This window comes from Streptomyces caelestis, from assembly GCF_001279005.1.
Lineage (GTDB): Bacteria > Actinomycetota > Actinomycetes > Streptomycetales > Streptomycetaceae > Streptomyces > Streptomyces heliomycini.
Window position 1 is genome coordinate 162,785 of record NZ_LGCN01000240.1, and the last position, 19,039, is coordinate 181,823.

At 74.0% G+C, this 19,039-nt stretch carries 23 protein-coding genes and 2 pseudogenes; 10 read left to right on the forward strand and 15 right to left on the reverse strand.

The genetic code is table 11. The annotated features are described in order from the left end of the window. The first annotated feature begins 132 nt into the window (after positions 1 to 132). Positions 133 to 549: a class F sortase gene (locus ADK41_RS38445; RefSeq protein WP_078661892.1), complete on the forward strand. Its 417-nt coding sequence runs from the start codon at positions 133 to 135 to the stop codon at positions 547 to 549. A gap of 68 nt (positions 550 to 617) precedes the next feature. Further along, positions 618 to 1,055, forward strand: coding sequence for a hypothetical protein (locus ADK41_RS43990; RefSeq protein WP_051843084.1), 438 nt, complete (start codon positions 618 to 620; stop codon positions 1,053 to 1,055). A 102-nt stretch (positions 1,056 to 1,157) separates the two neighbouring features. Here the strand turns inward: ADK41_RS43990 and ADK41_RS32375 are convergent, their stop codons facing one another. Both ADK41_RS32375 and ADK41_RS32380 read right to left on the reverse strand, forming a co-directional pair. Beyond that, entirely contained in the window at positions 1,158 to 1,523 is a 366-nt protein-coding gene (locus tag ADK41_RS32375) for a gas vesicle structural protein GvpA (protein WP_030823916.1), read from the reverse strand. A 269-nt stretch (positions 1,524 to 1,792) separates the two neighbouring features. Next, positions 1,793 to 2,110 (reverse strand): hypothetical protein, encoded by a 318-nt coding sequence (locus ADK41_RS32380; RefSeq protein WP_030823920.1) that lies wholly within the window; start codon positions 2,108 to 2,110, stop codon positions 1,793 to 1,795. Between the two features lie 74 nt (positions 2,111 to 2,184). Here ADK41_RS32380 and ADK41_RS44400 point away from each other — a divergent pair. Both ADK41_RS44400 and ADK41_RS40210 read left to right on the forward strand, forming a co-directional pair. Next, positions 2,185 to 2,442: pseudogene (locus ADK41_RS44400) on the forward strand (ATP-binding protein); the annotation flags it as partial. 91 nt (positions 2,443 to 2,533) lie between these two features. Then, positions 2,534 to 2,710, forward strand: a pseudogene (locus ADK41_RS40210) (RidA family protein); the annotation flags it as partial. A 175-nt stretch (positions 2,711 to 2,885) separates the two neighbouring features. On the opposite strand, the gene ADK41_RS32385 reads toward ADK41_RS40210, so the two are convergent. Further along, positions 2,886 to 3,599, reverse strand: coding sequence for a VOC family protein (locus ADK41_RS32385; RefSeq protein ID WP_030823925.1), 714 nt, complete (start codon positions 3,597 to 3,599; stop codon positions 2,886 to 2,888). A 482-nt stretch (positions 3,600 to 4,081) separates the two neighbouring features. Here ADK41_RS32385 and ADK41_RS41315 point away from each other — a divergent pair, with 482 nt between their 5' ends. Together ADK41_RS41315 and ADK41_RS32395 are read left to right on the forward strand one after the other, a co-directional pair. Beyond that, entirely contained in the window at positions 4,082 to 4,645 is a 564-nt protein-coding gene (locus tag ADK41_RS41315) for a hypothetical protein (protein ID WP_030823928.1), read from the forward strand. Between the two features lie 193 nt (positions 4,646 to 4,838). Beyond that, positions 4,839 to 6,035 carry a cytochrome P450 family protein gene (locus tag ADK41_RS32395; protein WP_030823930.1) on the forward strand — a complete coding sequence of 399 codons (1,197 nt, stop codon included), beginning with the start codon at positions 4,839 to 4,841 and terminating at the stop codon, positions 6,033 to 6,035. A 106-nt stretch (positions 6,036 to 6,141) separates the two neighbouring features. On the opposite strand, the gene ADK41_RS32400 is transcribed toward ADK41_RS32395, so the two are convergent. The 3 genes from ADK41_RS32400 to ADK41_RS32410 form a co-directional block, all read right to left on the reverse strand. Next, a complete protein-coding gene (locus ADK41_RS32400) occupies positions 6,142 to 6,501 on the reverse strand; it encodes a hypothetical protein (RefSeq protein WP_030823932.1) in 360 nt (119 codons plus the stop codon). Positions 6,502 to 6,849: 348 nt separating this feature from the next. Further along, complete coding sequence (locus ADK41_RS32405) at positions 6,850 to 7,092, reverse strand: DUF5133 domain-containing protein (protein WP_030823934.1); 243 nt, start codon at positions 7,090 to 7,092, stop codon at positions 6,850 to 6,852. Positions 7,093 to 7,370: 278 nt separating this feature from the next. Further along, complete coding sequence (locus ADK41_RS32410; RefSeq protein ID WP_030823936.1) at positions 7,371 to 7,754, reverse strand: STAS domain-containing protein; 384 nt, start codon at positions 7,752 to 7,754, stop codon at positions 7,371 to 7,373. A 106-nt stretch (positions 7,755 to 7,860) separates the two neighbouring features. On the opposite strand from ADK41_RS32410, the gene ADK41_RS32415 reads away from it, so the two are divergent. Together ADK41_RS32415 and ADK41_RS32420 are read left to right on the forward strand one after the other, a co-directional pair. After that, a complete protein-coding gene (locus tag ADK41_RS32415) occupies positions 7,861 to 8,223 on the forward strand; it encodes a helix-turn-helix transcriptional regulator (protein ID WP_037803820.1) in 363 nt (120 codons plus the stop codon). Positions 8,224 to 8,687: 464 nt separating this feature from the next. Next, positions 8,688 to 9,284: a lytic transglycosylase domain-containing protein gene (locus ADK41_RS32420; RefSeq protein ID WP_234318682.1), complete on the forward strand. Its 597-nt coding sequence runs from the start codon at positions 8,688 to 8,690 to the stop codon at positions 9,282 to 9,284. A gap of 106 nt (positions 9,285 to 9,390) precedes the next feature. On the opposite strand, the gene ADK41_RS32425 is transcribed toward ADK41_RS32420, so the two are convergent. From ADK41_RS32425 to paaA, 9 genes are read right to left on the reverse strand one after another with little or no spacing between them, the layout of a single operon-like run. Then, on the reverse strand, positions 9,391 to 10,650 hold the full coding sequence (locus tag ADK41_RS32425) for a kynureninase (protein ID WP_030823944.1): 1,260 nt from the start codon (positions 10,648 to 10,650) through the stop codon (positions 9,391 to 9,393). Next, positions 10,647 to 11,495: an alpha/beta hydrolase family protein gene (locus tag ADK41_RS32430; protein ID WP_030823947.1), complete on the reverse strand. Its 849-nt coding sequence runs from the start codon at positions 11,493 to 11,495 to the stop codon at positions 10,647 to 10,649. The genes ADK41_RS32425 and ADK41_RS32430 overlap by 4 nt, the downstream gene beginning before the upstream one ends. Beyond that, complete coding sequence (locus ADK41_RS32435) at positions 11,485 to 12,333, reverse strand: tryptophan 2,3-dioxygenase (RefSeq protein ID WP_030823950.1); 849 nt, start codon at positions 12,331 to 12,333, stop codon at positions 11,485 to 11,487. Before ADK41_RS32435 ends, ADK41_RS32430 begins: the two co-directional genes overlap by 11 nt. Positions 12,334 to 12,358: 25 nt before the next feature. After that, positions 12,359 to 13,135 carry an SDR family oxidoreductase gene (locus tag ADK41_RS32440; RefSeq protein ID WP_030823953.1) on the reverse strand — a complete coding sequence of 259 codons (777 nt, stop codon included), beginning with the start codon at positions 13,133 to 13,135 and terminating at the stop codon, positions 12,359 to 12,361. A gap of 39 nt (positions 13,136 to 13,174) precedes the next feature. Next, complete coding sequence (locus tag ADK41_RS43995) at positions 13,175 to 14,323, reverse strand: ferredoxin--NADP reductase (protein WP_106979421.1); 1,149 nt, start codon at positions 14,321 to 14,323, stop codon at positions 13,175 to 13,177. Continuing rightward, a complete protein-coding gene (paaD, locus tag ADK41_RS32450; RefSeq protein ID WP_380957410.1) occupies positions 14,320 to 14,829 on the reverse strand; it encodes a 1,2-phenylacetyl-CoA epoxidase subunit PaaD in 510 nt (169 codons plus the stop codon). The genes ADK41_RS43995 and paaD overlap by 4 nt, the downstream gene beginning before the upstream one ends. Continuing rightward, positions 14,823 to 15,611, reverse strand: a complete 789-nt coding sequence (gene paaC / locus ADK41_RS32455) for a 1,2-phenylacetyl-CoA epoxidase subunit PaaC (RefSeq protein ID WP_030823962.1) — start codon at positions 15,609 to 15,611, stop codon at positions 14,823 to 14,825. Before paaC ends, paaD begins: the two co-directional genes overlap by 7 nt. 10 nt (positions 15,612 to 15,621) lie before the next feature. Next, positions 15,622 to 15,933 (reverse strand): 1,2-phenylacetyl-CoA epoxidase subunit PaaB, encoded by a 312-nt coding sequence (paaB, locus tag ADK41_RS32460; protein WP_030823965.1) that lies wholly within the window; start codon positions 15,931 to 15,933, stop codon positions 15,622 to 15,624. Next, the gene (gene paaA, locus ADK41_RS32465; protein WP_037803824.1) at positions 15,930 to 16,961 is read right to left on the reverse strand and encodes a 1,2-phenylacetyl-CoA epoxidase subunit PaaA; all 1,032 of its coding nucleotides are present in this window, start codon (positions 16,959 to 16,961) and stop codon (positions 15,930 to 15,932) included. Before paaA ends, paaB begins: the two co-directional genes overlap by 4 nt. Positions 16,962 to 17,295: 334 nt before the next feature. Here paaA and ADK41_RS32470 point away from each other — a divergent pair, with 334 nt between their 5' ends. Together ADK41_RS32470 and ADK41_RS32475 are read left to right on the forward strand one after the other, a co-directional pair. Further along, positions 17,296 to 17,544, forward strand: a complete 249-nt coding sequence (locus ADK41_RS32470) for an acyl carrier protein (protein ID WP_030823970.1) — start codon at positions 17,296 to 17,298, stop codon at positions 17,542 to 17,544. Then, positions 17,544 to 19,028, forward strand: coding sequence for a class I adenylate-forming enzyme family protein (locus tag ADK41_RS32475; protein WP_030823973.1), 1,485 nt, complete (start codon positions 17,544 to 17,546; stop codon positions 19,026 to 19,028). Before ADK41_RS32470 ends, ADK41_RS32475 begins: the two co-directional genes overlap by 1 nt. Positions 19,029 to 19,039 lie beyond the last annotated feature (11 nt).

Genomic DNA, 19,039 nt, shown 5'->3' on the forward strand with positions numbered 1-19,039 from the left:
CCGGCTCCGACGGCGGACTTCGGAGCCGCACCGTCGGCACACCGAGCCGCGGCCGTTCCACTCGACGGCACGACGCGGCCCGGGGCCGGCACGGCCCGAAAGACGCCACCCGAGCACGTCGAGGTCCCCGGCATCGGTCTTGCCGCGCGTGTCGAAGGCGTCGGGGTGACCCGGCAAGGAGCCCTGGCCGTCCCCGAGGACCCCTCCGTGGCAGGCTGGTACCGCTACGGCCCGGCCCCGGGGAGCCCTCGGGGGTCGGCCGTGCTCGTGGGGCACGTCGACGGCGACACGGGTGAACTCGGCGAGTTCGCCGCCCTCCGCGACGTGGAGCGCGGCGACCGCGTCGAGGTGCGGCGGGCAAAGGCGGGCCCGGCGGTCTACCGCGTCGTCTCACGTGCCACCGTGCCGAAGGACGAGCTGCCGCCGTCCGTCTTCCGCAGGAAGGGCTCTCCGGTCCTCACCCTGATCACCTGCGCGCCGCCGTTCGATCCCGGGCGGGGAGGCTACCTGGCGAATCTCGTCGTCACGGCGGAGCCGGTGACGAACTGACGGCACTCCTACGGGTCCGGCCGGCCCGTGCACGCAGCGGTACGGAGCCCGAGACACAGGAGGACGCGGTGGGTCACGTGGAGTCGGCGCACTTGCTGGAGCTGGCGCTGGGGCATGCGTCCGGTGACGAGGACGCCGGCGCCCTGCGGCACATTTCGACGTGTCCGCGCTGCCGGGAGGAACTGGAGCTGACGACCCGCGTGCTGACGGCCGCGCGCAACGCCGAGGCGGCGGACCTCGTGGCCGTGCCCCCCGAGCGGGTGTGGCAGGGGATCGTCCGGGAGCTGTCGTATCAGGCCGCCACGCCTTCTCAGCCCGGAGAGCGCCCCGTCCGACGGTCCGCCGCCGAGACGGCGGGCGCCGGCACCCGCGCGGGTCTGCTCGCACTCGCTCTGGTCGTCGGCGTCGCCCTTCTCCGCCGGTTCCGGGTGAGGGCCGGCCGCGGGCCCGTCCGGCGGCTTCGGTCCCCGCGGTGGCGCCGTGCGTGCCGAGCCCGCCCCGGGTGACGGGGGCGGGGGCGCCGGTGGCCCCGCCCCCGGCGGAGCGGTGTCCCACGCACGGCCGGCACGCTCGCACCGGCTGCGTTCTCCCTTCCCGTGGGCACCGCCCTATTTCTCCCGTGCCTCGCCGCGGGCCTGCTGGAAAGCGTCCGAGATCGTCTGCGCGGCACCGGACAGCACTCCCTTGGTCGCGCCCCGGGCCCCCGACTCCTTGATCCGTCCGGGGAGTTCGGTCAGCCCGGGCGGCTTGCGCGGTCCCGCTTCCAGATCGAGGCGGTTGCACGCCTCGGCGAAGCGCAGGTAGGTGTCGACGCTGGCCACCACGATCCGGACATCGATCTTGAGTATCTCGATACCGACCAGGGAGACCCGTACGAACGCATCGATCACCAGCCCCCGGTCGAGAATCAGTTCCAGTACGTCGTACAGACCGCTGGACCCTCCCCCACCGCCCTGCCGCGCCGCCACCGTCATCGCGCCCAGCCCCTTTCCCGTGCCCTGCGGTCCCGTCCGGAGTTTCCCTTCACGTCCGGCCGTCGACATCCAGGAGCGTGGCGGCGGCCGCACGAGGGCCCGCGGCTCCCGGTCGCCGGACGACCAGCGTCTCCCGCGCGGACGTCCGCCCCGTCCTACGCCTCGGATAACCCGGAACGGCACACTCACGCCCTGCACTGCACGCCCGAACCCGGAAAGCCTCTCCCTCCGGGAGCACGACGCCTCACCACCCACCACAGGGGCCGTCCTCAGCGCGGCGCGCTCTTCTGCCGCCAGGCCGTCCACGACACGTTCCACGCACCGAAGCCGTTCCCCGGGGCGACCACGCCCTCGGTCTCCTCGCCCGTGAGCTCGAACGGGTCGCCCGGCCGTACCTGTCCGTAGCACCTGGCCGCGTCCACGTCGCTCATGCCCATGCGGACCGAACCGCGGTTGGCGTTGCCGAAGTGGGAGGCGTTCCACGGGGCGGCGTGTGCGTCCACGCCCGACCAGGTCAGCCGCGTCGAATGGTCGACCCTCTTGCCGCAGGCGCCGCCGGGGCCGACCGTCTCCTGGGGAACCGGCACCGAACCGACGGCCGCGTCCGCACCGAGCCGCCCCCGGCATCCGCGCCCGGCTCGACCCGCGCCGCTTCGACATCGTGATCGCCGACCTCGTCGGCAACGCCCCGCGGCACGAGGGCGCGCCCGTCACCGTGAGCCCGCGCGGCGAAGCACGCTCCCCCGGCCCGCGCGTACTGGTCACACAGGTCGCCGCCAGCGGACCCGGCATCCGGCCCGACGTGCCGCCGCAGGTCTTCGACCGGTTCCACAAGGCCGACGCGGCGCGTACCCGGTCGGCGGGCAGCGGCCCGGGGCCGGCGATCGCCCGGAAGAACGTACGGCTGTACGGCGGGACCGTCCGCGCGGGGGACCTCCCCGGGGGCGGCGCAGTCTTCACCGTCGAGACACCGCTCCGCCCGGAGGAGGCCGACGGACGAGGCGTGCGCGATGGCCGCACAGCCGGCGCTGAGCCTCGGCAGCCTGGAGGCCGTGCTCAGCGAGGCCGCCATGTCCCTCGCGAACCTCGTCCGGCTCGGGGTGGCGCCGACCACCACGCTGCTCGGGGTGACGCGGCCGGCGGCGCCCGGCCGGATGGCCGAGTCCGAGGGGACCGCTGTCGCCTGACGCGGCCTCCCCGCAGTGCGAAGGCGCACGCCGACGTGCCGTCACCGCGGCGTGCGGGCACCGCCGGCGGCCCCGGTGAACGTCCGTACCCGGTGGTCCGGCGCCTGCGCCGGTTCGTCCGCGGTGACGACCGCGCCGGGGCGGCCGTCTGCTTCGCTTCCCGCCGGTTCCAGCCTCACCGGCGGGTGAGCACGCGGAACCTGTTGCCGTCGGGGTCGGCCAGCGGCACCGCGCCGTCCCCGCCGTGGGCGGGGCCGAGGCGCTTCGCCCCGAGGGAGAGCAGGCGCTCGACCTCCGTCTGCTGGTCGTCGTCCGGCGCGAGGTCGAAGTGCAGGTCCTTGCCGGGGTCCGGCAAGAACGGCGGACCGCCCCATGTGATCTTCGTACCGCCGTGGGGGGACTGGACGGCGGTCTCCTCCTCCTGGTCCCAGACCAGCGGCCATCCCAGCGCCCGGCTCCAGAAGTAGCCCACGGCCTGCGAACCGTCGCAGGCGAGCGCTCCGATCAAGCCGCAGCCGGCGAGGAAGGCGTTGCCCGGCTCGAGGACACAGAACTCGTTGCCCTCGGGGTCGGCGAGCACCACGTGGGAGGCGTCCGGTTCCTGGCCGACGTCGGCGTACCGCGCGCCGAGGCCGATAGCTCTGGCCACGGTTTCCCGCTGGTTCTCCGGGGAGGAGCTGGTCAGGTCGAAGTGCAGCCGGTTCTGAGCGGTCTTCCGTGCCCGGGCAGGACGGAAGCCGAGACGGTAGCCGGCGTCGTTCCCGGACAGCAGGGCGACACCGTCGTCGTAGTCGTCGGCCCCCTCCAGGCCCAGGACACCCGACCAGAACCGCGCCAGGTGTTCGGGCCGGTGCGCGTCGAAGGAGATCGCGAAGAGTCCGCTGCCCATTGCGTCACGCATCCTCGGTCCGTCGAGTGTCCACTGCCGGAAGGACGCCGCGCCGGCGCCTCGAACGAGGATCCTACGGGCCGGCCCGCCCCGGTCGCACCCGGGTATTCCGCGGCCCCGCGTGCGGACAGCCGGGACCGTGGGGCCCGGAAGCCGTCGATCCGATGAGGGCGGCCACCCGACGACACTCCCTCGGCCGGCCGGCCGAGCGGTGGGCCGTGGAACGGGTCCCCGCTCGGACCGCCGGTGTCCCCCACCCCGAGCCGATCGGCGCACGCCTCCGTGGTACGCCCGCGCGGTCGGTTCCCGAACGCGATCAGGACGCCGTTCCGCCAGGGCTCGGACAGCCGGGACTTGCCGGACGCGTCGCCCCGGCCGGCCCGCTCCGCGCGGCCGTCGGTCACGGAGTACGGCCCCGACCGCAACGGACGCCACTTCTCCACAGTCTTCTCATACAATCCGACTCACAATAGGGGGGAATCATGATCCATCACGCCCGTTCGGCCCTGGCCGGCGTTCTGACCGCGGCATTCCTGGTGGCCACACCCGCCGCGGCGTCCGCGCCCGGCACGGCGGGGCCGTACACCCGGACCGTGGAGAAGGGGCACGTGCTCGCCTGCGCCGGAACAGAGGGCGGGACGCGTGTGGACATCGAGCTCTACGAGAATTCGGCCTTCGGCACCCACGTCCAGGTGTCCGTGCGGACGGCCGAGACCGTGTACGTGCGCGGCGGGGAGACGGACGGCGGCCTGTTCGACGGCGGCACGATCTCCCGCCGCCTGGTCGTCGAACCGAGGGAAGAGGCGGCCAGGTCCTCGCAGACGGTGGTCATCAGCGGTTCCTACGCGCCCGCAGGTCCGCGCGAGCGGGTCCACGAGGTGCACGACGAGCCGTTCGGCCCGGTGGTGACGAAGGGGTGGAGGGTGCCGCTGTCGGCTGTCGTCACCGTGAACGCTCTGGGACAGCGGGTCGGCCTGGCGTGCGACCCCGCCTTCGCCTTCGACCTGAGGGTCCGCCGCCCCGCCGGCAGCGTGGACCGAGCCTGAGGCAGGACCTCACTCCCGGCGACGGCGGACACCGTCCCGCCACGCGTCGTTCTCGACGCCGGGGCGCTGCCGCAGCCGGCTTCGGCCCCGTACCGCATCTCCCGGGCCCCGACATCACATCCCGACAGGCACCGGCGAACCCGATATCTCCTTTTGACCGGACGCCCGTCCTCACGAACGAGGTGACAATCCCATGGACATCGTCGATCTCGCCGCGCTCGGCGAGTCGTTCACCCGCGATCCCTACCCCGTGTACGCCCGGTTACGGGCCCAGGGGCCGGTGCACCGCATCCGGATGCCGGAAGGGGGCGCGTCGGCCTGGCTCGTCGTCGGATACGAGGCCGGGCGTGCCGCCCTCGCGGACCCCAGGCTCTCGAAGGATTGGAGCAAGGCCTCCCCCGACCTGCCGCTGGGTGCCGTCTCCTCCGGCCCGCACATGCTGAGGGCCGACCCGCCGGACCACACACGGCTGCGCAAACTGGTGGCCCGGGAGTTCACCACGCGCCGGGTGGAGGAGCTCGCCCCACGCGTTCAGAAGACCACCGACGCGCTGCTGGACCGGATGCTCGCCGCCCCCGACGGGCGTGCCGACCTCGTCGAGGCGCTGTCCTTCCCGCTGCCGATCGCCGTGATCTGCGAGCTGCTCGGCGTACCGGGCCTGGACCAGGAATCCTTCAGGACCTGGTCGAACGACGCCCTCGGGGCCTCCGACCCCGAACTCCGCAAGGCCGCAGCGGCCTCGATGGCGCAGTACCTGGCGACGCTGGTGGAAGGCAAGCGTCAGCAGCCCGGCGAGGACCTCATGAGCGCGCTGATCCACAGCTCGGAGGAGGACGGCGACAGGCTGTCCCGCGAGGAACTCCTGGGCATGGCCTGGCTGTTGCTCGTGGCCGGTCACGAGACCACCGTGAACCTCATCTCCAACGGCGCTCTCGCCCTCCTGAACCACCCGGAACAGCTGGCCGCCCTGCGCGCGGATCCCTCGCTCATGGACAACGCGATCGAGGAGATGCTGCGTTATGAGGGCCCCCTGGAGACACCCACGTTCCGCTTCACCACCGAACCCGTGTCCATCGGCGACACGGTCGTTCCGGGGGGAGGCGAACTCGTCCTCGTCGCCCTGGCCGACGCCAACCGGGATCCCGCGCGTTTCCCCGCACCCGACCGCTTCGACATCACCCGCGACGCCCGCGGCCACATGGCGTTCGGCCACGGCATCCATCACTGCCTGGGCGCCCCACTGGCCCGCCTGGAGGCGCGCATCGCCTTCAGCACCCTGCTGCACCGCTGCGCCGACCTGACCCTGGACATCCATCCGGCGGCCATCACCTGGCGGCCCGGGATGATGATCCACGGTCCGCGCAGCCTGCCCGTGCGCTTCACCCGGTAGGCCTACGGCGAAGGAGCCGGGATCGAGCCGAACAGCAGTGCGGGGCCCCGCCAGGACGTGCCGGCGGGGCCCCGCATCCCGTGTCGTTCCCGGTTCGGCGGTCGGGTCAGTGGTCGGAGTAGCTGAAGTCGCCCACGGTCCAGGCACTGACATCCTCGATCGCGATGCGGTACATCCCGCCCGTCTCCGGAATGCCCACCGTGCCCTGCAGGATCCGGGCGACATGGAAGTGCAGATGCGTGGGCGGCCCGTCCTTCTCCTCGGGAGCGCCGAAGACAGCGGAGAACTCGTTCAGTTGGGCGGAATCCGTCAGCACCTCCGACACCCTCTGCCGCCACACGGCCTCAGGGGCCAGGCGACCGGTGATGACGGCGCCACCGGCGACCACGGTCAGCGACATCCGACTGCTCCGCCCGGATTCCACGAGGGCGGCGATGTTAACGATCAGCTCGTCAGGCTTCGGCATGAGACCGGATTCTATGCACTGGCCTGCCTTTCCGTACGAGGCCTCCCTCGGAGGGGCGCAGCGAACGGACAGAGTGCCGGCATGCGCGGAGGCGACGGTCCTTCTGATCGGCGGGCCGCCGCTCTGCCTTCGCTCCTGTGATCAGGATCTCCGGTGCGGCGAAGCGGCTCATGGTCGGCCGCGCCCTGCGCAGCAGTGAGGCCCCGGACCGCCGCCTCGGGGCCGAGCGGCTACGGGGATCGGGCACCCGCGCCTTCAGGGCGGTGGCGAGCCCGAAGGACGCGGGGCTCCACCGTTGAGCGCGCCGTCGTATGCGGCAGGAGCCGGCCGCGGGTGCCCGACGTCGGCCTACGCGGCCAGTGTCTCGTCCTCGCGGGAGACGCTCGTACGGTCGGCGTACTTCGCGAGCAGGGCGTCCGCCGTGAGGAGAGCCTGCTCGGCGGTGCGGGCCCCGGTCATCACGCACAGCGTGTACGTGGCGTCTTCGAGAGCCCTGCTGGTGTAGCCGGTGGGACGCACGTCGTGTTCGATGCGCGCCTGAGCGAAGCGTGCCAGCACGGCGCGCAGCTCCTTCTCCGCCGGAAGGATCATGGTGATACCTCTCCCCTCACGAGTCCCTTCCGCAGCACGGCCGGTCGCACCGCGGGGAAGTGACTGCCTCCATGGCGTCTGACGACCACGGTTCACGACCGGGCGGCGTCAGGCGAAACTCCGGATGCCCCGTATCGAAGGGCCTACTCCACACTCCCCGCCGCCTTCGGTCCGCCCGTGTCCGCGCAGTCGGCGCTCAGGTGCCGCCCGGTCGCCCGGCGAGCGACCTCGGCGGCCGCTTCGCCGCGGCGGGTTCGCCGCGGCGGGTTCGGCGCGTCTCAGCAGGCGGCGGCTTCTTCCACCGTCTCCCGTGTCTTCAGCACGGTGTCGACTCCGGTGAGTTGCAGAAGCCGCCGCAGCTGCCGCGTCGGCGCGGCCACGCGCAGGTCCGTCGCCTGGCGGGTGAGGATCAGCAGGTTCAGCAGCGCCGAGTCCGCGAAGGTGACGCCGGAGGCGTCCAGGACCACTCTCGAGCACTCCCTGGCCGCGGTGGCCAGCGCGTCCGTCAGGGGCGTCACCGAGGAGCTGTCGTAGGAGCCCCGTGCGCCGACGACCCGGACGCCGCACCATTCGTACTGCACCACCGCGGCCTGGTCCAGGACCTGCAGCCGGCTCCCGTCGGCGCCGCTCGAGCGCCTCGTGACCTCTTCATCCGAAGACACCCTCAGATCCCTCCTGCGTCTCCCCCGACCAGATCCCGTCATCCATTGCGCGAAAAGTATGTCATGCATCCAGTGTCCGGCAAAAGTGGTCTGTAGAATGCGGCGCATGGTTGAAGTGCCTGGATCTCACTCCGGATGGACGTTCGTCACCAACCACGCGCGCGTGCTGGCCACCATCGCCGACAACCCGAACGTCCGGATCCGCGACATCGCCGCTCACTGCCGGCTCACCGAGCGTGCCGTCCAGCGGATCATCTCCGACCTCGAACAGGACGATTACCTCTCCCACACCCGTGACGGCCGCACCAACACCTACCGCATCGAGCCGGACAAGGTGCTGCGTCACCCGGCGGAAGCGGGTCTGACGGTGGCCGCACTGCTCTCCCTGCTCGTGCAGGACGAGACCGACCGTGCGAGGAAGCCCGGCGACCACTCGTCCCCCCTGGCCGGCGCCGGCGGTACGCGGTAGCAGCGGGTCGCGCCGCACAGGGCGGCGCACGCCCTCCTGGAGCACACGTCCCGGGTGGACGCGAGGACGGTGGTACGGGATGGCCGTGCCGGCCCGGGTCGCCGTCGCACGTGTACGGGGCCACTCGTCCACCACGCCGCCCCCGGGGCCCGGGAGGCGGGGCTGTGGGTCGCGTCCGCCTGCTCCGTCAGGGCCGAACCGGCGTCGACGGCGAGGCGCGGCGGCACGGGCGTGCTTCCGTGTGCCTCCTCGCATGCCCACGGCGTCGGGGCGGGCGGGAGGCCGCGTCGTGGGAGAGGTGCCCGCGAAGGCCGCGCGAGCGATGTCCACGGGATCGGCGTCCTCGTCCGCCGCGGGTCCGGATTGGGGCGGGGCCGCGGGGGCACGCGCACCCCACGACGGTGGAGGAGTGATCGACCATGGCCGAACGATCGACGGCGACGGCGAAGCAAGGGTCTCGGACAGTGGGCCGTGAGGACGCCCGGACGCCGCCGCTGCGGCCCGGCGACTACGAGCCGGCCGACTACGCGGCGATCGTGGTGCGCGGTGCCCGGGAGGCCGGGGTCTCGCCCCTGCTCGTGATGACCGTGCTCCACAACGAGGCGTACAAGCCGCACCATCCCCTGCTGGAGCGGTTGTGGCAGTGGTGGAAACCCGGGGCGTCCTTCGGTCTGGCCAACATGCACCGGGCGACGTTCGAGCGGGTCCGGCGGACGCACGGCCTGCCGGGACGGTGGCAGGACCTGCGCGACGACCCCGCCTTCGCCGTCCGCACGGCCGCCCTGCACCTGAAGGACCTCGACCGGAGCCTTCCGGGGCGGCACGTACGCCGTTACACCCGCGACGAACTCCTCGCCCTCGGCTACAACACGGGCGAACGCAACATGCGCGCCTTCGCCCGGGGCGTCCCGCCGGGCCCCATGGCACGGTCGTACCTGCGTCGTTTCCGCGCCCATCGGGAACGAGCCGCCAAGGCCCTGGCCGACGGAGGCGAGCCGCGCGAGACGGTCACCGGCCGGCACCGCGACGGCGCCCGCCGGCCACATCGGCCGGCGGGATGACGACGGGTGGCGGCGCCGCGAGGACGGCGTCGTGCGCGGCACGGGCCATGGGGCGGCGATCCCCGTCAGGACCGCCGCGCCCGGCGGGCGGCCGGGACGGCTCCCCTCAGGTCACCGGCCCCGCGGCCGGCGGCGCGGGGTCGTAGGCGGCGTCCCGGGTGAGGTCCCGCAGGCGGAGCGCGGCGGTGAGCAGGTCGCGGTGGCTGGTGTAGAGGGCGTTGACGCCGAAGCGCAGCAGGTCGGGCGCGCGCATGTCGGCGATGACGCCGCGTTCGGCGAGGGCGGCGACCAGTCCGCGGGCGTGGGGGTGGCGGAGGGTGACCTGACTGCCGCGGCGACCGGGATCGGCCGGAGTGACGGAGCTGAAGCCCAGGGGGGCCAGGAGTTCGTCCGCACAGCGCAGGAAGAAGCCCGTCAGGGACAGGCTCTTGGCGCGGACCCGGGTCAGGTCGACGCCGTCGAAGGCGGTGAGGGCCGCTTCCAGGGCGAGCAGGGACAGGATCGGCGGGGTGCCGATGCGGGCGCGGGCGATGCCGGGGGCGGGCGTGTACTCCTGGGCCAGGCCGAACGGGTCGGCGTGGCCGGTCCAGCCCGGCAACGGCGTTTCCAGGCCGGTGTGGTGGCGGTGCGCCACGTAGAGGAAGGCGGGGGCGCCGGGGCCGCCGGAAAGGAACTTGTAGCCGCAGCCGACGGCCAGGTCGACGCCGAGGGCGTCGACGTCGAGGGGCAGGGCGCCGGCCGCGTGGCACAGGTCCCACAGCGCGAGGGCGCCGGCGTCGTGGGCGGCCCGGGTCAGCGTCCGCATGTCGTACAGCTCGCCGGTGCGGAAGTCGACGGGCGCGTAGCTGACGACGGCGACCCGGCGGCCCTCGGCGGCGAGGAAGCGCGGGAGGTCCGCCGGTGGCACCCGCCGTGCCTCCAGACCCCGGCGACGGGCGACCGCGTCCGCGAGGTAGCGGTCGGTGGGGAAGTGCCCGGGGTCGGTGACCAGCAGCGGGCGGCCCGGGCGCAGCGCGACCGCGGCGTCGAGCGCGGTGAACAGCTGCACGCTGGTGGAGTCGCCCGCGACCGTCTGCCCCGGCGCGGCCCCGATGAGCGCGCCGATGGCGTCCCCCACCCGCAGGGGCGCCTCCCACCAGCCGGCCGCGTTCCAGGAGCCGATGAGTCCGGTGCCCCACTGGCGCCGTACGACGTCGTCGAGGGCCGCCGGCACGGCGGCGGGCAGCGGGCCCAGGGAGTTGCCGTCGAGGTGGACGGTGTCCGGCGGGAGCAGGAACCGGGCGCGGAGCGGGGCCAGGGGATCGTCGGCGTCGAGCCGTGCGGCCCGCTCGCGCAGGCCGGCCGGCGCGGAGAGTGCGGTGGTCATCGGTGTGCGGCCTCCTCGCCCGTGCGGCCGGGGTTCCCCGGGGTGGCGGCGGCCGCCATCTCCCGGAGGGTGTCGGCGACCGCCCGGGCGCCGGGTGCGCCCGGTTCGATGAGGGTGTAGTGGCCGGTGCCGGGCAGGACGACCGTCCTGAGGTCCCGGTGCACGGCCGCGTAGTCGCTGAACTGGCTGAGCGGGACCTCCTCGTCGGCGGCCCCGTGCAGCAGCACGGTGGGCACCCCGGTGGTGCCGGCGCCCCGCAGCAGGGTGAGGGGGTCGACCTCGGGCAGCCGCTCCTCGAAGTTCTCTTCTCCACCGAGGAGTTGCAGCGCAGCGCCGTCGCTGAGGTCGTCGCGGCGGGTGGCGGTGAGGTCGGTGATCGGCGCGAGGGCGAGCACGCTCGTCGGCAGGGTGCGCGTGTGCCAGCGCGAGCCGGGCGGCAGCAGCCCCCGGGCGGCGCACCACAGCGCGAGGTGTCCGCCGGAGCAGTGGCCCGCGAGGACGTAGGGCCGCCCCTCGGGCAGGGTGTCCACGATGCGGGCGACGTCGTCGAAGGTCTCGGGGTGGCCGCCCGCACCCCCGGAGCGGCGGAAGCCGGGGAGCAGCACGTCGAAGCCCTGCTCGAAGAGGTAGGCCGCGAACGGGGTCAGGTGCATCCGGTCGTAGCGCCAGTAGCCGCCGTGCAGCAGGATCACCAGCGGGGCGTCGGGGTCGTCGGACGGCCAGGCGTCGTAGGACTGGTGGGGGTGGTCGCCGTAGCGGCCGTGCACCGGTGCCAGCACCGGCTTCAGGCTCAGGACCCGCCGCTCCTCCTCGGCCGCGAAGGCGGAGATCGCCCTAGACGTCACCGCGCACCTCCCACAGTTCGGGGAAGACCGGCCGGGCCGCCCGCTGCTCCAGCCAGGCGAGTCCGGCGGAGCCGGCGCTGCCCGGCTTGGCGCCCATGGCGCGGCGGACCACCAGGACGTGGTCGAACCGCCAGCGGGTGACGAGTTCGGCGATGTCGGTGAGCAGTTCACCGAGCGCCAGGTGGGGGTGGTGCCGCGGTCCGGCGTAGACGTGCCGCCAGGCCTCCACCACCCCGGGGTCGCCGGTGTAGGGGCGGGTCACGTCCCGCTCGCGGACGTGACGCGGGACGGGCAGGCCCTGGCGGTGGAGGTGGGCCAGCACCTCGTCGTACAGGGACGGTTCGCGGTAGGTCTCGGCGAGCGCCTCGTGGACGGCCGGGTCGCCGCGGTGGGCGCGCAGCAGCCCGGCGGACTTGTCGCCGAGGAGGAACTCCATGTGCCGGTACATCGCCGACTGGAAGCCCGACGCCTGACCGAACGCGGCCCGGAAACCGTTGAACCGGGCAGGGGTCAGCGCGGCGATGGGCGCCCAGGCGCCGCCCAGGGCGGTCAGCGCGCGGCGGCTGCGCTCCAGCGCGTCCATGGCCTCGGGCAGGTCGTCCTTGGCGAAGGCCACCCGGGCCGTGCGCCACTCGTGCACGATCAGGGTGAACCACAGTTCCATCACCTGGGTGGTGACGAGGAAGCCCATCTCGTCCGGGGCCTCGGTGAGCGGGTGCTGCAGCGAGTTGAGGACGGACGCGTGCACGTACGTGTCGTAGGGGCTGGCGCCCGCGAAGGGCCGGGTGGGGGCGGCGTCCGTCACCGGCTCGTCGAGGGCGGACGTGCGGTCGTTCATCGCATCTCCTAGGGGTGCGGACGGGTCACACACCGAGGTGGGCGCCGCCGGAGGCGTCGATCCACTGGCCGGTCACCCAGCGGGCGTCGTCGCTCGCGACGAAGGAGACGACGTCGGCGATGTCCACCGGGTCGCCGAGCCGGCCGAACACGGAGGCCTCGGAGTAGCGGCGGCGGATCTCCGGGACGGCGAGGGTGGGGTTGATCTCCGTCTCGGTGTAGCCGGGCGCGACGGCGTTGACGGTGATGCCCCGGGGTCCCAGTTCCTGGGCGAGGGAGAGGGTGAGGTGGTCGAGGGCGGCCTTGGTCATGGTGTACGAGACGATCGCCGGGAGGGCGACGCGGGTCGCGACGGAGGAGATGTTGACGATCCTGCCGCCGTCCCGCAGGCGGTCCAGGCCGCGCTGGATGATGAAGAACGGCGCCTTGGCGTTGATCGCGAAGACGCGGTCGTAGTCGGCCTCGGTCACCTGGGCGATCGGGCGGGGGACGGTGATGCCCGCGTTGTTGACGAGGATGTCCAGGCCCGCCGGCGCGTCCTCCCGGGCCAGGGCCCGGTCGAAGGCGGACCACAGGGCGTCGGCGTCGCCGGGCACACCGAGTTCGGCGTGCACGGGGAAGGCGCGGCCGCCGTCGGCCTCGATCTCCTTGACGGTCCGCTCGGCGGCCGTCAGGTCGTGGCCGTAGTGGACCGCCACCAGGGCGCCCTCGCGGGCGAGGCGGCGGCTGACGGCTCTGCCGATGCCCCGGCTGCCTCCGGTGACCAGGGCGGTCTTCCCCTCGTGTCGGGCGGTGACGGTCATCGTGGGTCTCCTTCGCTGTGCGGTGGCGTGGTGTGCGGGTCAGGCGTCGAAGTCGAGGGTGATCTCGGGGGTGCACGGCCGGGACCGGCAGACGAGGGTGTAGCCGGCGGCGCGGTCCCGCTCGTCCAGGGCGTACTGGCGGTCCGCCGTCACCTGCCCGGACAGGACCTTCGCGCGACAGCTGCCGCACACGCCCTCACGGCAGGCGTACGGCACGTCGGGGTGGGCGCGCAGCAGCGCGTCGAGGAGGGCGGGGTCGTGCGGCAGGGCGGTGGCGGTACGGCGGCGCCCGCCGAGCAGGGCGGTGACCCGCGTCTCCCCCGCCGCCGGCGCCGGTCCGGCCGGCTCCGGCGCCCGCTGTGCCGTGCCGTCGGCCGTGAACAGCTCCCAGCGGACGAGCGACGGATCGGTCCCCCGGCCGGCCAGGACCCGCCGTGCGGTGTCGAGGAGGCCGGGCGGTCCGCACAGGGCGAACGCGGTGTCCGGGCCGGGGCGGGCGTCCACGGCCGCCAGCAGGCGGCGCAGCCCCGCCGCGTCGAGCCGCCGTGCGAGCGGGCCGCCCCCGCTCCCCGCGTCCTCGCGGGTCAGCACGTACAGGACGGTGAAGCGGTCGACGAACTCATCCTTCAGCCAGGCCAGTTCATCGGCCAGCACGGCGTCGGCGGAGGTGCGGACGGAGTGGATGAGGCTGACGCGGCAGGCCGGGTCCCGGCGCAGCGCGTGGGCGGCCATCGGGGCCAGGGGGGTGATGCCGGTGCCGCCCGCGAGGAGGACGTGGTGGGCGCCGGGCAGCTCCGGCAGGGCGAAGGCGCCGGTGGGCGGGGAGAGTTCGAGGCGGTCGCCGGGTGCGAGCCGGGTGGTGGCGTGGTCGCCGAAGCCGCCGGGAGCGGACCGTTTGATCACCAGGCGGAGCGTCCCGGGTGCGTGCGGCGGCGGGCAGATCGAGTAACTGCGGCGCAGTTCGGTGCCGGCGCCGCGGTGCCGGACGGTGACGTGCTGGCCGGGTCGGTGGGTGAAGACGTCGCGCAGCGCGGCGGGCACGTTCAGGGTGACGGCCACCGTGTCGGCGGTCAGGGGACGGACCTCGGTGACGTCGAGCGGGTGCCGGCCGGTGCGGCGGGGCGAGCCGGTCGGCGCCTCGTCCGGGGGTGCGGGCGGGAGGGCGGCGGTGTCCACGGTGTGTCTCACAGTGCGGTCAGGTGGGGGAAGGGCTCGCGGCACGCCGTGCACCACAGCATCGACTGGCAGCGGGCGGGCCCGAAGGGGCTGTGCGGCCGGGTGGCCCGTGAGCCGCAGTGCGGGCAGGGCACCGCGACCGGTTCGACGGGGACCGGGCCGGCGGGGGCCGGGGACACGGGCGGGGCGATGCCGTGCGCGGCGAGCCTGCGCCGTCCCTCGGGAGTGATGCGGTCCGTCGTCCAGGGCGGTGTCAGAACCTGCCGGACGCGGCCGTCGGGGTGGCCGCAGGCTGCCAGGACGTCCCGTACCGCGGCGGTGATCTCGGGCATCGCGGGGCAGCCCAGGTAGGTGGGCGTGATCTCCACCTCCAGTACGCCGTCGGCGCCCGGGGCGACGGAGCCCACCACACCGAGATCGCCCAGGCCGATCACCGGCAGTTCCGGGTCCGGGAGCGCCTCCACCCGCTCGCGCACCTCCTCGGCGCAGCGGCGGGCCGGGACCGGCCCGCTCACCAGGTGCCCCCGGGGAACTGCCGGCGCACCGACTGCAGTTCGGCGATCAGCGGACCGAACTCCTCGGTGTGCAGGCCCGAACGGCCGCCCCTGGCCGTCCAGGTGGGCGTGGGGACGGTGAGTCCCGCCCCGGTGACGACGCCGGTGACCCGGTGGAGCCACGCCTCGCGCAGGGGCGCCGGAGAGGGCACGGTGCCGGACGCGGCCAGGCGGCGCAGCACTTCGTCCTCCTCGAAGAGTTCACCGGTGTACGGCCACACCCGTTCCAGGGCGTGTCGCATGCGGCGGGCGCTCTCCTCGGTGCCGCGTCCCAGCGTCACCGTCCAGCGGTCCGCGTGCAGCCGGTGGAAGGCGACCTCCTTGCGGGCGCGCGCCCCGAACGCGGCGAGTTCGGGGTCGGCGCAGTGCGCGAGCGCCTCGTAGTACAGGACGGCGTAGTGGCTGTAGGCGAGCTGGCGGGCCACGGTCGTCGCGAAGTCCCCGTTGGGGAGTTCGGTCAGCAGGGCGTTGGTGAACCGGCGTTCCGGGCGGGTGTAGGCGAGGTCGTCCTCGGTGCGGCCGGTTCCGTCGAGCCGGCCGGCGCGGGCGAGCAGGGCGCGGGCGTGGCCGATCAGGTCGAGGGCGATGTTGGACAGGGCCAGGTCCTCGTCGACGGTCGGCGCGCGGGTGATCCACTGGCACAGGCGCTGTCCGAGGACCAGGGCGTCGTCGCCGAGGCGCAGGAGGTGCAGGGCCAGGTCGGGGGCCGCGGGCGGCGGGCCGTCCGGCGGGGGGCCCGGACGCACCGCCGGGACGTCACTCGTCGTGCTCACCTTCGGGGCCTTTCTCGGTCAGCGGCGCGTAGTGCTCGGGGTAGCGGTACGGCTTGTGACGGGCGCCCGCGAAGTACGGGTCGCGTTCGTCCGGGGAGGCCGCGTGCACGGCGTCGGAACGGACCACCCACAGCGACAGCGGATCGCCCCGGCGCGTGTACAGGTCGCGGGCGGCGGCCAGCGCCGCGTCCGGGCCGGCCGCGCGCACCGACCCCACGTGCTGGTGGGCCAGGCCCCGGCGGGCCCGCAGGAAGACCTCCCAGGACGCCGGTGCGCCCTCCCGTGCCCCGCTCATGCGTCCTCCCCTCCCGCCGCGTCCGCCCGGGCGGCGTACGCGGCGGCGGCCTCCCGGACCCAGGCGCCGTCCTCGTGCGCGGCCCGGCGGTGCGCGATCCGCTGCCGCGCCCAGTGGGTGTCGTCGCCCAGCGCCTCGCGGTAGGTGTCCCAGTCGACGGGTGTGAAGTCGTAGTGGCCGCGCTCCTCGTTCCAGCGGATCGCGGGGTCGGGCAGCGTCAGGCCGAGGCGTTCGGCCTGCGGGACGCAACTGTCGACGAAGCGCTGGCGCAGTTCGTCGTTGGTGTGGCGCTTGATGCCCCAGGCCATCGCACGGCGGGAGACCGCGGCTCCCGGCGCGGCGGTCCGCGCGTCGGCGCCGCCCGCCCCGGTGTCGGGCGGCCCGAACATCAGCGCCACGGCCGGCAGCCACCAGCGGTTCACCGCGTCCTGCGCCATCTCCTTCTGCTCCGGCGTCCCCTCGCACAGGGCGCGCATCGTGTCGTAGCCCTGCCGCACGTGGAAGGCCTCCTCCTGGCAGACGCGGCGCATGGCCCGGGCGTACGGCCCGTAGGAGGTACGGCACAGGGGCGCCTGGTTGATGACGGCGGCGCCGTCCGTCAGCCAGGCGATGGCACCGGTGTCCGCCCAGGTCAGCGCGGGGTGGTTGAAGGTGGCGGAGGCGCGCTGCCGCCCCTTGTGCAGGGCGTCCAGCAGGTCGGCGCGGTCCACGCCGAGCGTCTCGGCGGCGGAGTACAGGTACAGGCCGTGGCCGGCCTCGTCCTGGACCTTGGCGAGGAGGACCGACTTGCGGTGCAGGGACGGGGCCCGGGTGAGCCAGGCGCCCTCCGGCTGCATGCCGATGATCTCGGAGTGGGCGTGCTGGGCGATCTGGCGGACCAGCATGCGGCGGTACCCGTCGGGCATCCAGTCGCGCGGTTCGATCGTCTCGCCGCCGGCGATGAGCGCGTCGAAGCGGGCGGGCAGCCCGTCGCCGTCCGCGGAGGGGGTGGCACCGGCCGTGGCGCCGGTGGTGGTCCGCGCGGTCACCGGGCACCGCCCGCGCGTCCGGGGTCCGCCGTGGCGGTGCGGCGCTCCGGGCACCGCCCCGGGGCCCGGACCCGTACCGGCTGCCTGGGCACTCGCATCACTCCTTCGGCTCGGATCCGCCCGCGTCCGGCCGGGAGCGGGCCGGGCGGAGCGGATGGCTTCGTTGCGGTAAGAGGGCGGGCGCGCGCTCCGGCTATCCCCGGCGCGCGAGGTTCGGGCACGTGACAAAGGTCACGGGCCGGCCCGGGGAGTGGGACCGGGCCCCGCCGCCTCTTCAGGAGGTGACAGACGTATACCGCGCGGCGGCCGGCACGCCGAGGCGAAAGGGGAAACCATGAGCACCATCAGGGAGTTGCTGGTCGAACTCACCGGTACGGCCGAGTACGCCGACCAGGTCGGCGACGACGTCGACCTGGCCGCCAGCGGCATCGACTCCGGGGACCTGGTGCGCCTCGTCCTCCTGGTCGAGCAGCGGCTCGGCGTGGAGATCACCGCCGAGGACATGGAGGAGCTGCACACCATCGGCGACTACGAGCGCTTCGTGGCCGGGCACGCGGTCGCCGGTGCGAGCGGCGGTGCGTGATGTGGCTGACGCAACTGCTGGAGCGCAACCGCCAGTGCCGGCCCGGCCGGACCGCGCTGGTGGACGAGGAGCGCAGCGTCACCTGGGCCGAGTTCCACGACCGCACCGTCGAGCTGGCGCGAGGGCTGGCGGAACTGGGCATAGGGCGGGGTGACCGGGTGGCCGTGCTCGCCAAGGACCGGATCGAGGTCCTGGAGAGCTACTTCGCGCTGGCCCGGCTCGGCGCGCTGTTCGTGCCGCTGAACCACAGCCTGGCCGGGCCCGAGATCGCCGGGATCGTCGAGCGCGTCGGGGCGGTGGCCGTCATCGGCGAGTCCGAGCTGCTGGACCGGCACCCCGAACTGCCGGCGTCGGTGCGGATCCGGCTGGCCCTCGACAAGCCCGCCTTCGCGGCGCTGGGCACCCTGGCCGCCGAGCGGGACCTGCCGGACGTCGCCGACACCGACCCGATCGCCGTGCTGCACACGTCGGCGACCACCGGGCAGGCCAAGGGAGTCACCGTCGACAGCGCGTCGCTGCGGGCCATCGCCCTCGGCTGGCTGGTGATGGCCCGCCCCACCGACGACATCGTCATGGTCAACTGCTGCCCGCTGTACCACGGCAGCATGGTCGTGTCGCTGACCTACCTGGCGGCCGGCGCGACGGTCGTGCTGATGCCCGGCTTCACCCCGCAGCGGGCGCTGTCCGCGGTGGAACGGCACCGCGCCACGCACATGTGGCTGGTGCCGCAGATGCTGCGCTTCATGCTCCAGGCCCGGGCATCCCACCGTGCCGACCTGTCCACCCTGCGGGAGGTCCTGTACGGGGCCGCCCCCATGCCGCTCGACGTCTACGCCGACGCGGTCGAACGGCTCGGCTGCGGCTTCCGGCAGGTGTACGGCATGACCGAGGTGGGCGGCCCGTTCGTCACGCTCGGCCCCGACGAGCACCCCGCCCCCGGGGACGTCACCGCCCGCATCCCGTGCGGGCGGGTCGTGCCGGGCATGTCCGCCCGCGCGGTGGACGAGGGCGGCCGGGAGCTGCCGTGCGGTGAGATCGGCGAGATCGTGGTGCGCGGACCGGGCGTCATGCGGGGCTACTGGAACGATCCGGAGGCCACCCGTGAGATCACCCTCGACGGCTGGATCAGGACGGGCGACCTCGGCTTCATGGACGACGAGGGCCGCATCAGCCTGGTGGACCGCACGAAGGACGTCATCATCCGCGCGGGCCAGAACGTCTACCCCTCGGAGATCGAGCGCGCCCTGATGACCCACCCTGCGGTCCGGGACGCGGCGGTCGTCGGGACGCCCGACGAGGACTACGGCGAGGTGCCGCTGGCGTACGTGGCCCTGGAGCCGGGTGCGGAAGCGGACACGGCGGCGCTGCTCGCGCATGTCGCGGGACTGCTCGCGCCGTACAAGCGCCCGCGACGGGTGGAGTTCGTCGAGCAGGTCCCGCGCAACCCCGCCGGGAAGATCGTCAAGAAGCTGCTGCGGGTGTGAGCGTGGACGGC

Bases quoted from the DNA above. Each gene is read 5' to 3' on its own strand.
- ADK41_RS32375 (WP_030823916.1), bottom strand. From the start codon at position 1,523: ATGACGGTGGCGGCGCGGCAGGGCGGTGGGGGAGGGTCCAGCGGTCTG.
- ADK41_RS32385 (WP_030823925.1), bottom strand. From the start codon at position 3,599: ATGGGCAGCGGACTCTTCGCGATCTCCTTCGACGCGCACCGGCCCGAA.
- ADK41_RS41315 (WP_030823928.1), top strand. From the start codon at position 4,082: ATGATCCATCACGCCCGTTCGGCCCTGGCCGGCGTTCTGACCGCGGCA.
- ADK41_RS32395 (WP_030823930.1), top strand. From the start codon at position 4,839: ATGGACATCGTCGATCTCGCCGCGCTCGGCGAGTCGTTCACCCGCGAT.
- ADK41_RS32400 (WP_030823932.1), bottom strand. From the start codon at position 6,501: ATGCCGAAGCCTGACGAGCTGATCGTTAACATCGCCGCCCTCGTGGAA.
- ADK41_RS32405 (WP_030823934.1), bottom strand. From the start codon at position 7,092: ATGATCCTTCCGGCGGAGAAGGAGCTGCGCGCCGTGCTGGCACGCTTC.
- ADK41_RS32415 (WP_037803820.1), top strand. From the start codon at position 7,861: ATGGTTGAAGTGCCTGGATCTCACTCCGGATGGACGTTCGTCACCAAC.
- ADK41_RS32425 (WP_030823944.1), bottom strand. From the start codon at position 10,650: ATGACCACCGCACTCTCCGCGCCGGCCGGCCTGCGCGAGCGGGCCGCA.
- ADK41_RS32435 (WP_030823950.1), bottom strand. From the start codon at position 12,333: ATGAACGACCGCACGTCCGCCCTCGACGAGCCGGTGACGGACGCCGCC.
- ADK41_RS32440 (WP_030823953.1), bottom strand. From the start codon at position 13,135: ATGACCGTCACCGCCCGACACGAGGGGAAGACCGCCCTGGTCACCGGA.
- paaB (WP_030823965.1), bottom strand. From the start codon at position 15,933: ATGAGCGGGGCACGGGAGGGCGCACCGGCGTCCTGGGAGGTCTTCCTG.
- ADK41_RS32470 (WP_030823970.1), top strand. From the start codon at position 17,296: ATGAGCACCATCAGGGAGTTGCTGGTCGAACTCACCGGTACGGCCGAG.
- ADK41_RS32475 (WP_030823973.1), top strand. From the start codon at position 17,544: ATGTGGCTGACGCAACTGCTGGAGCGCAACCGCCAGTGCCGGCCCGGC.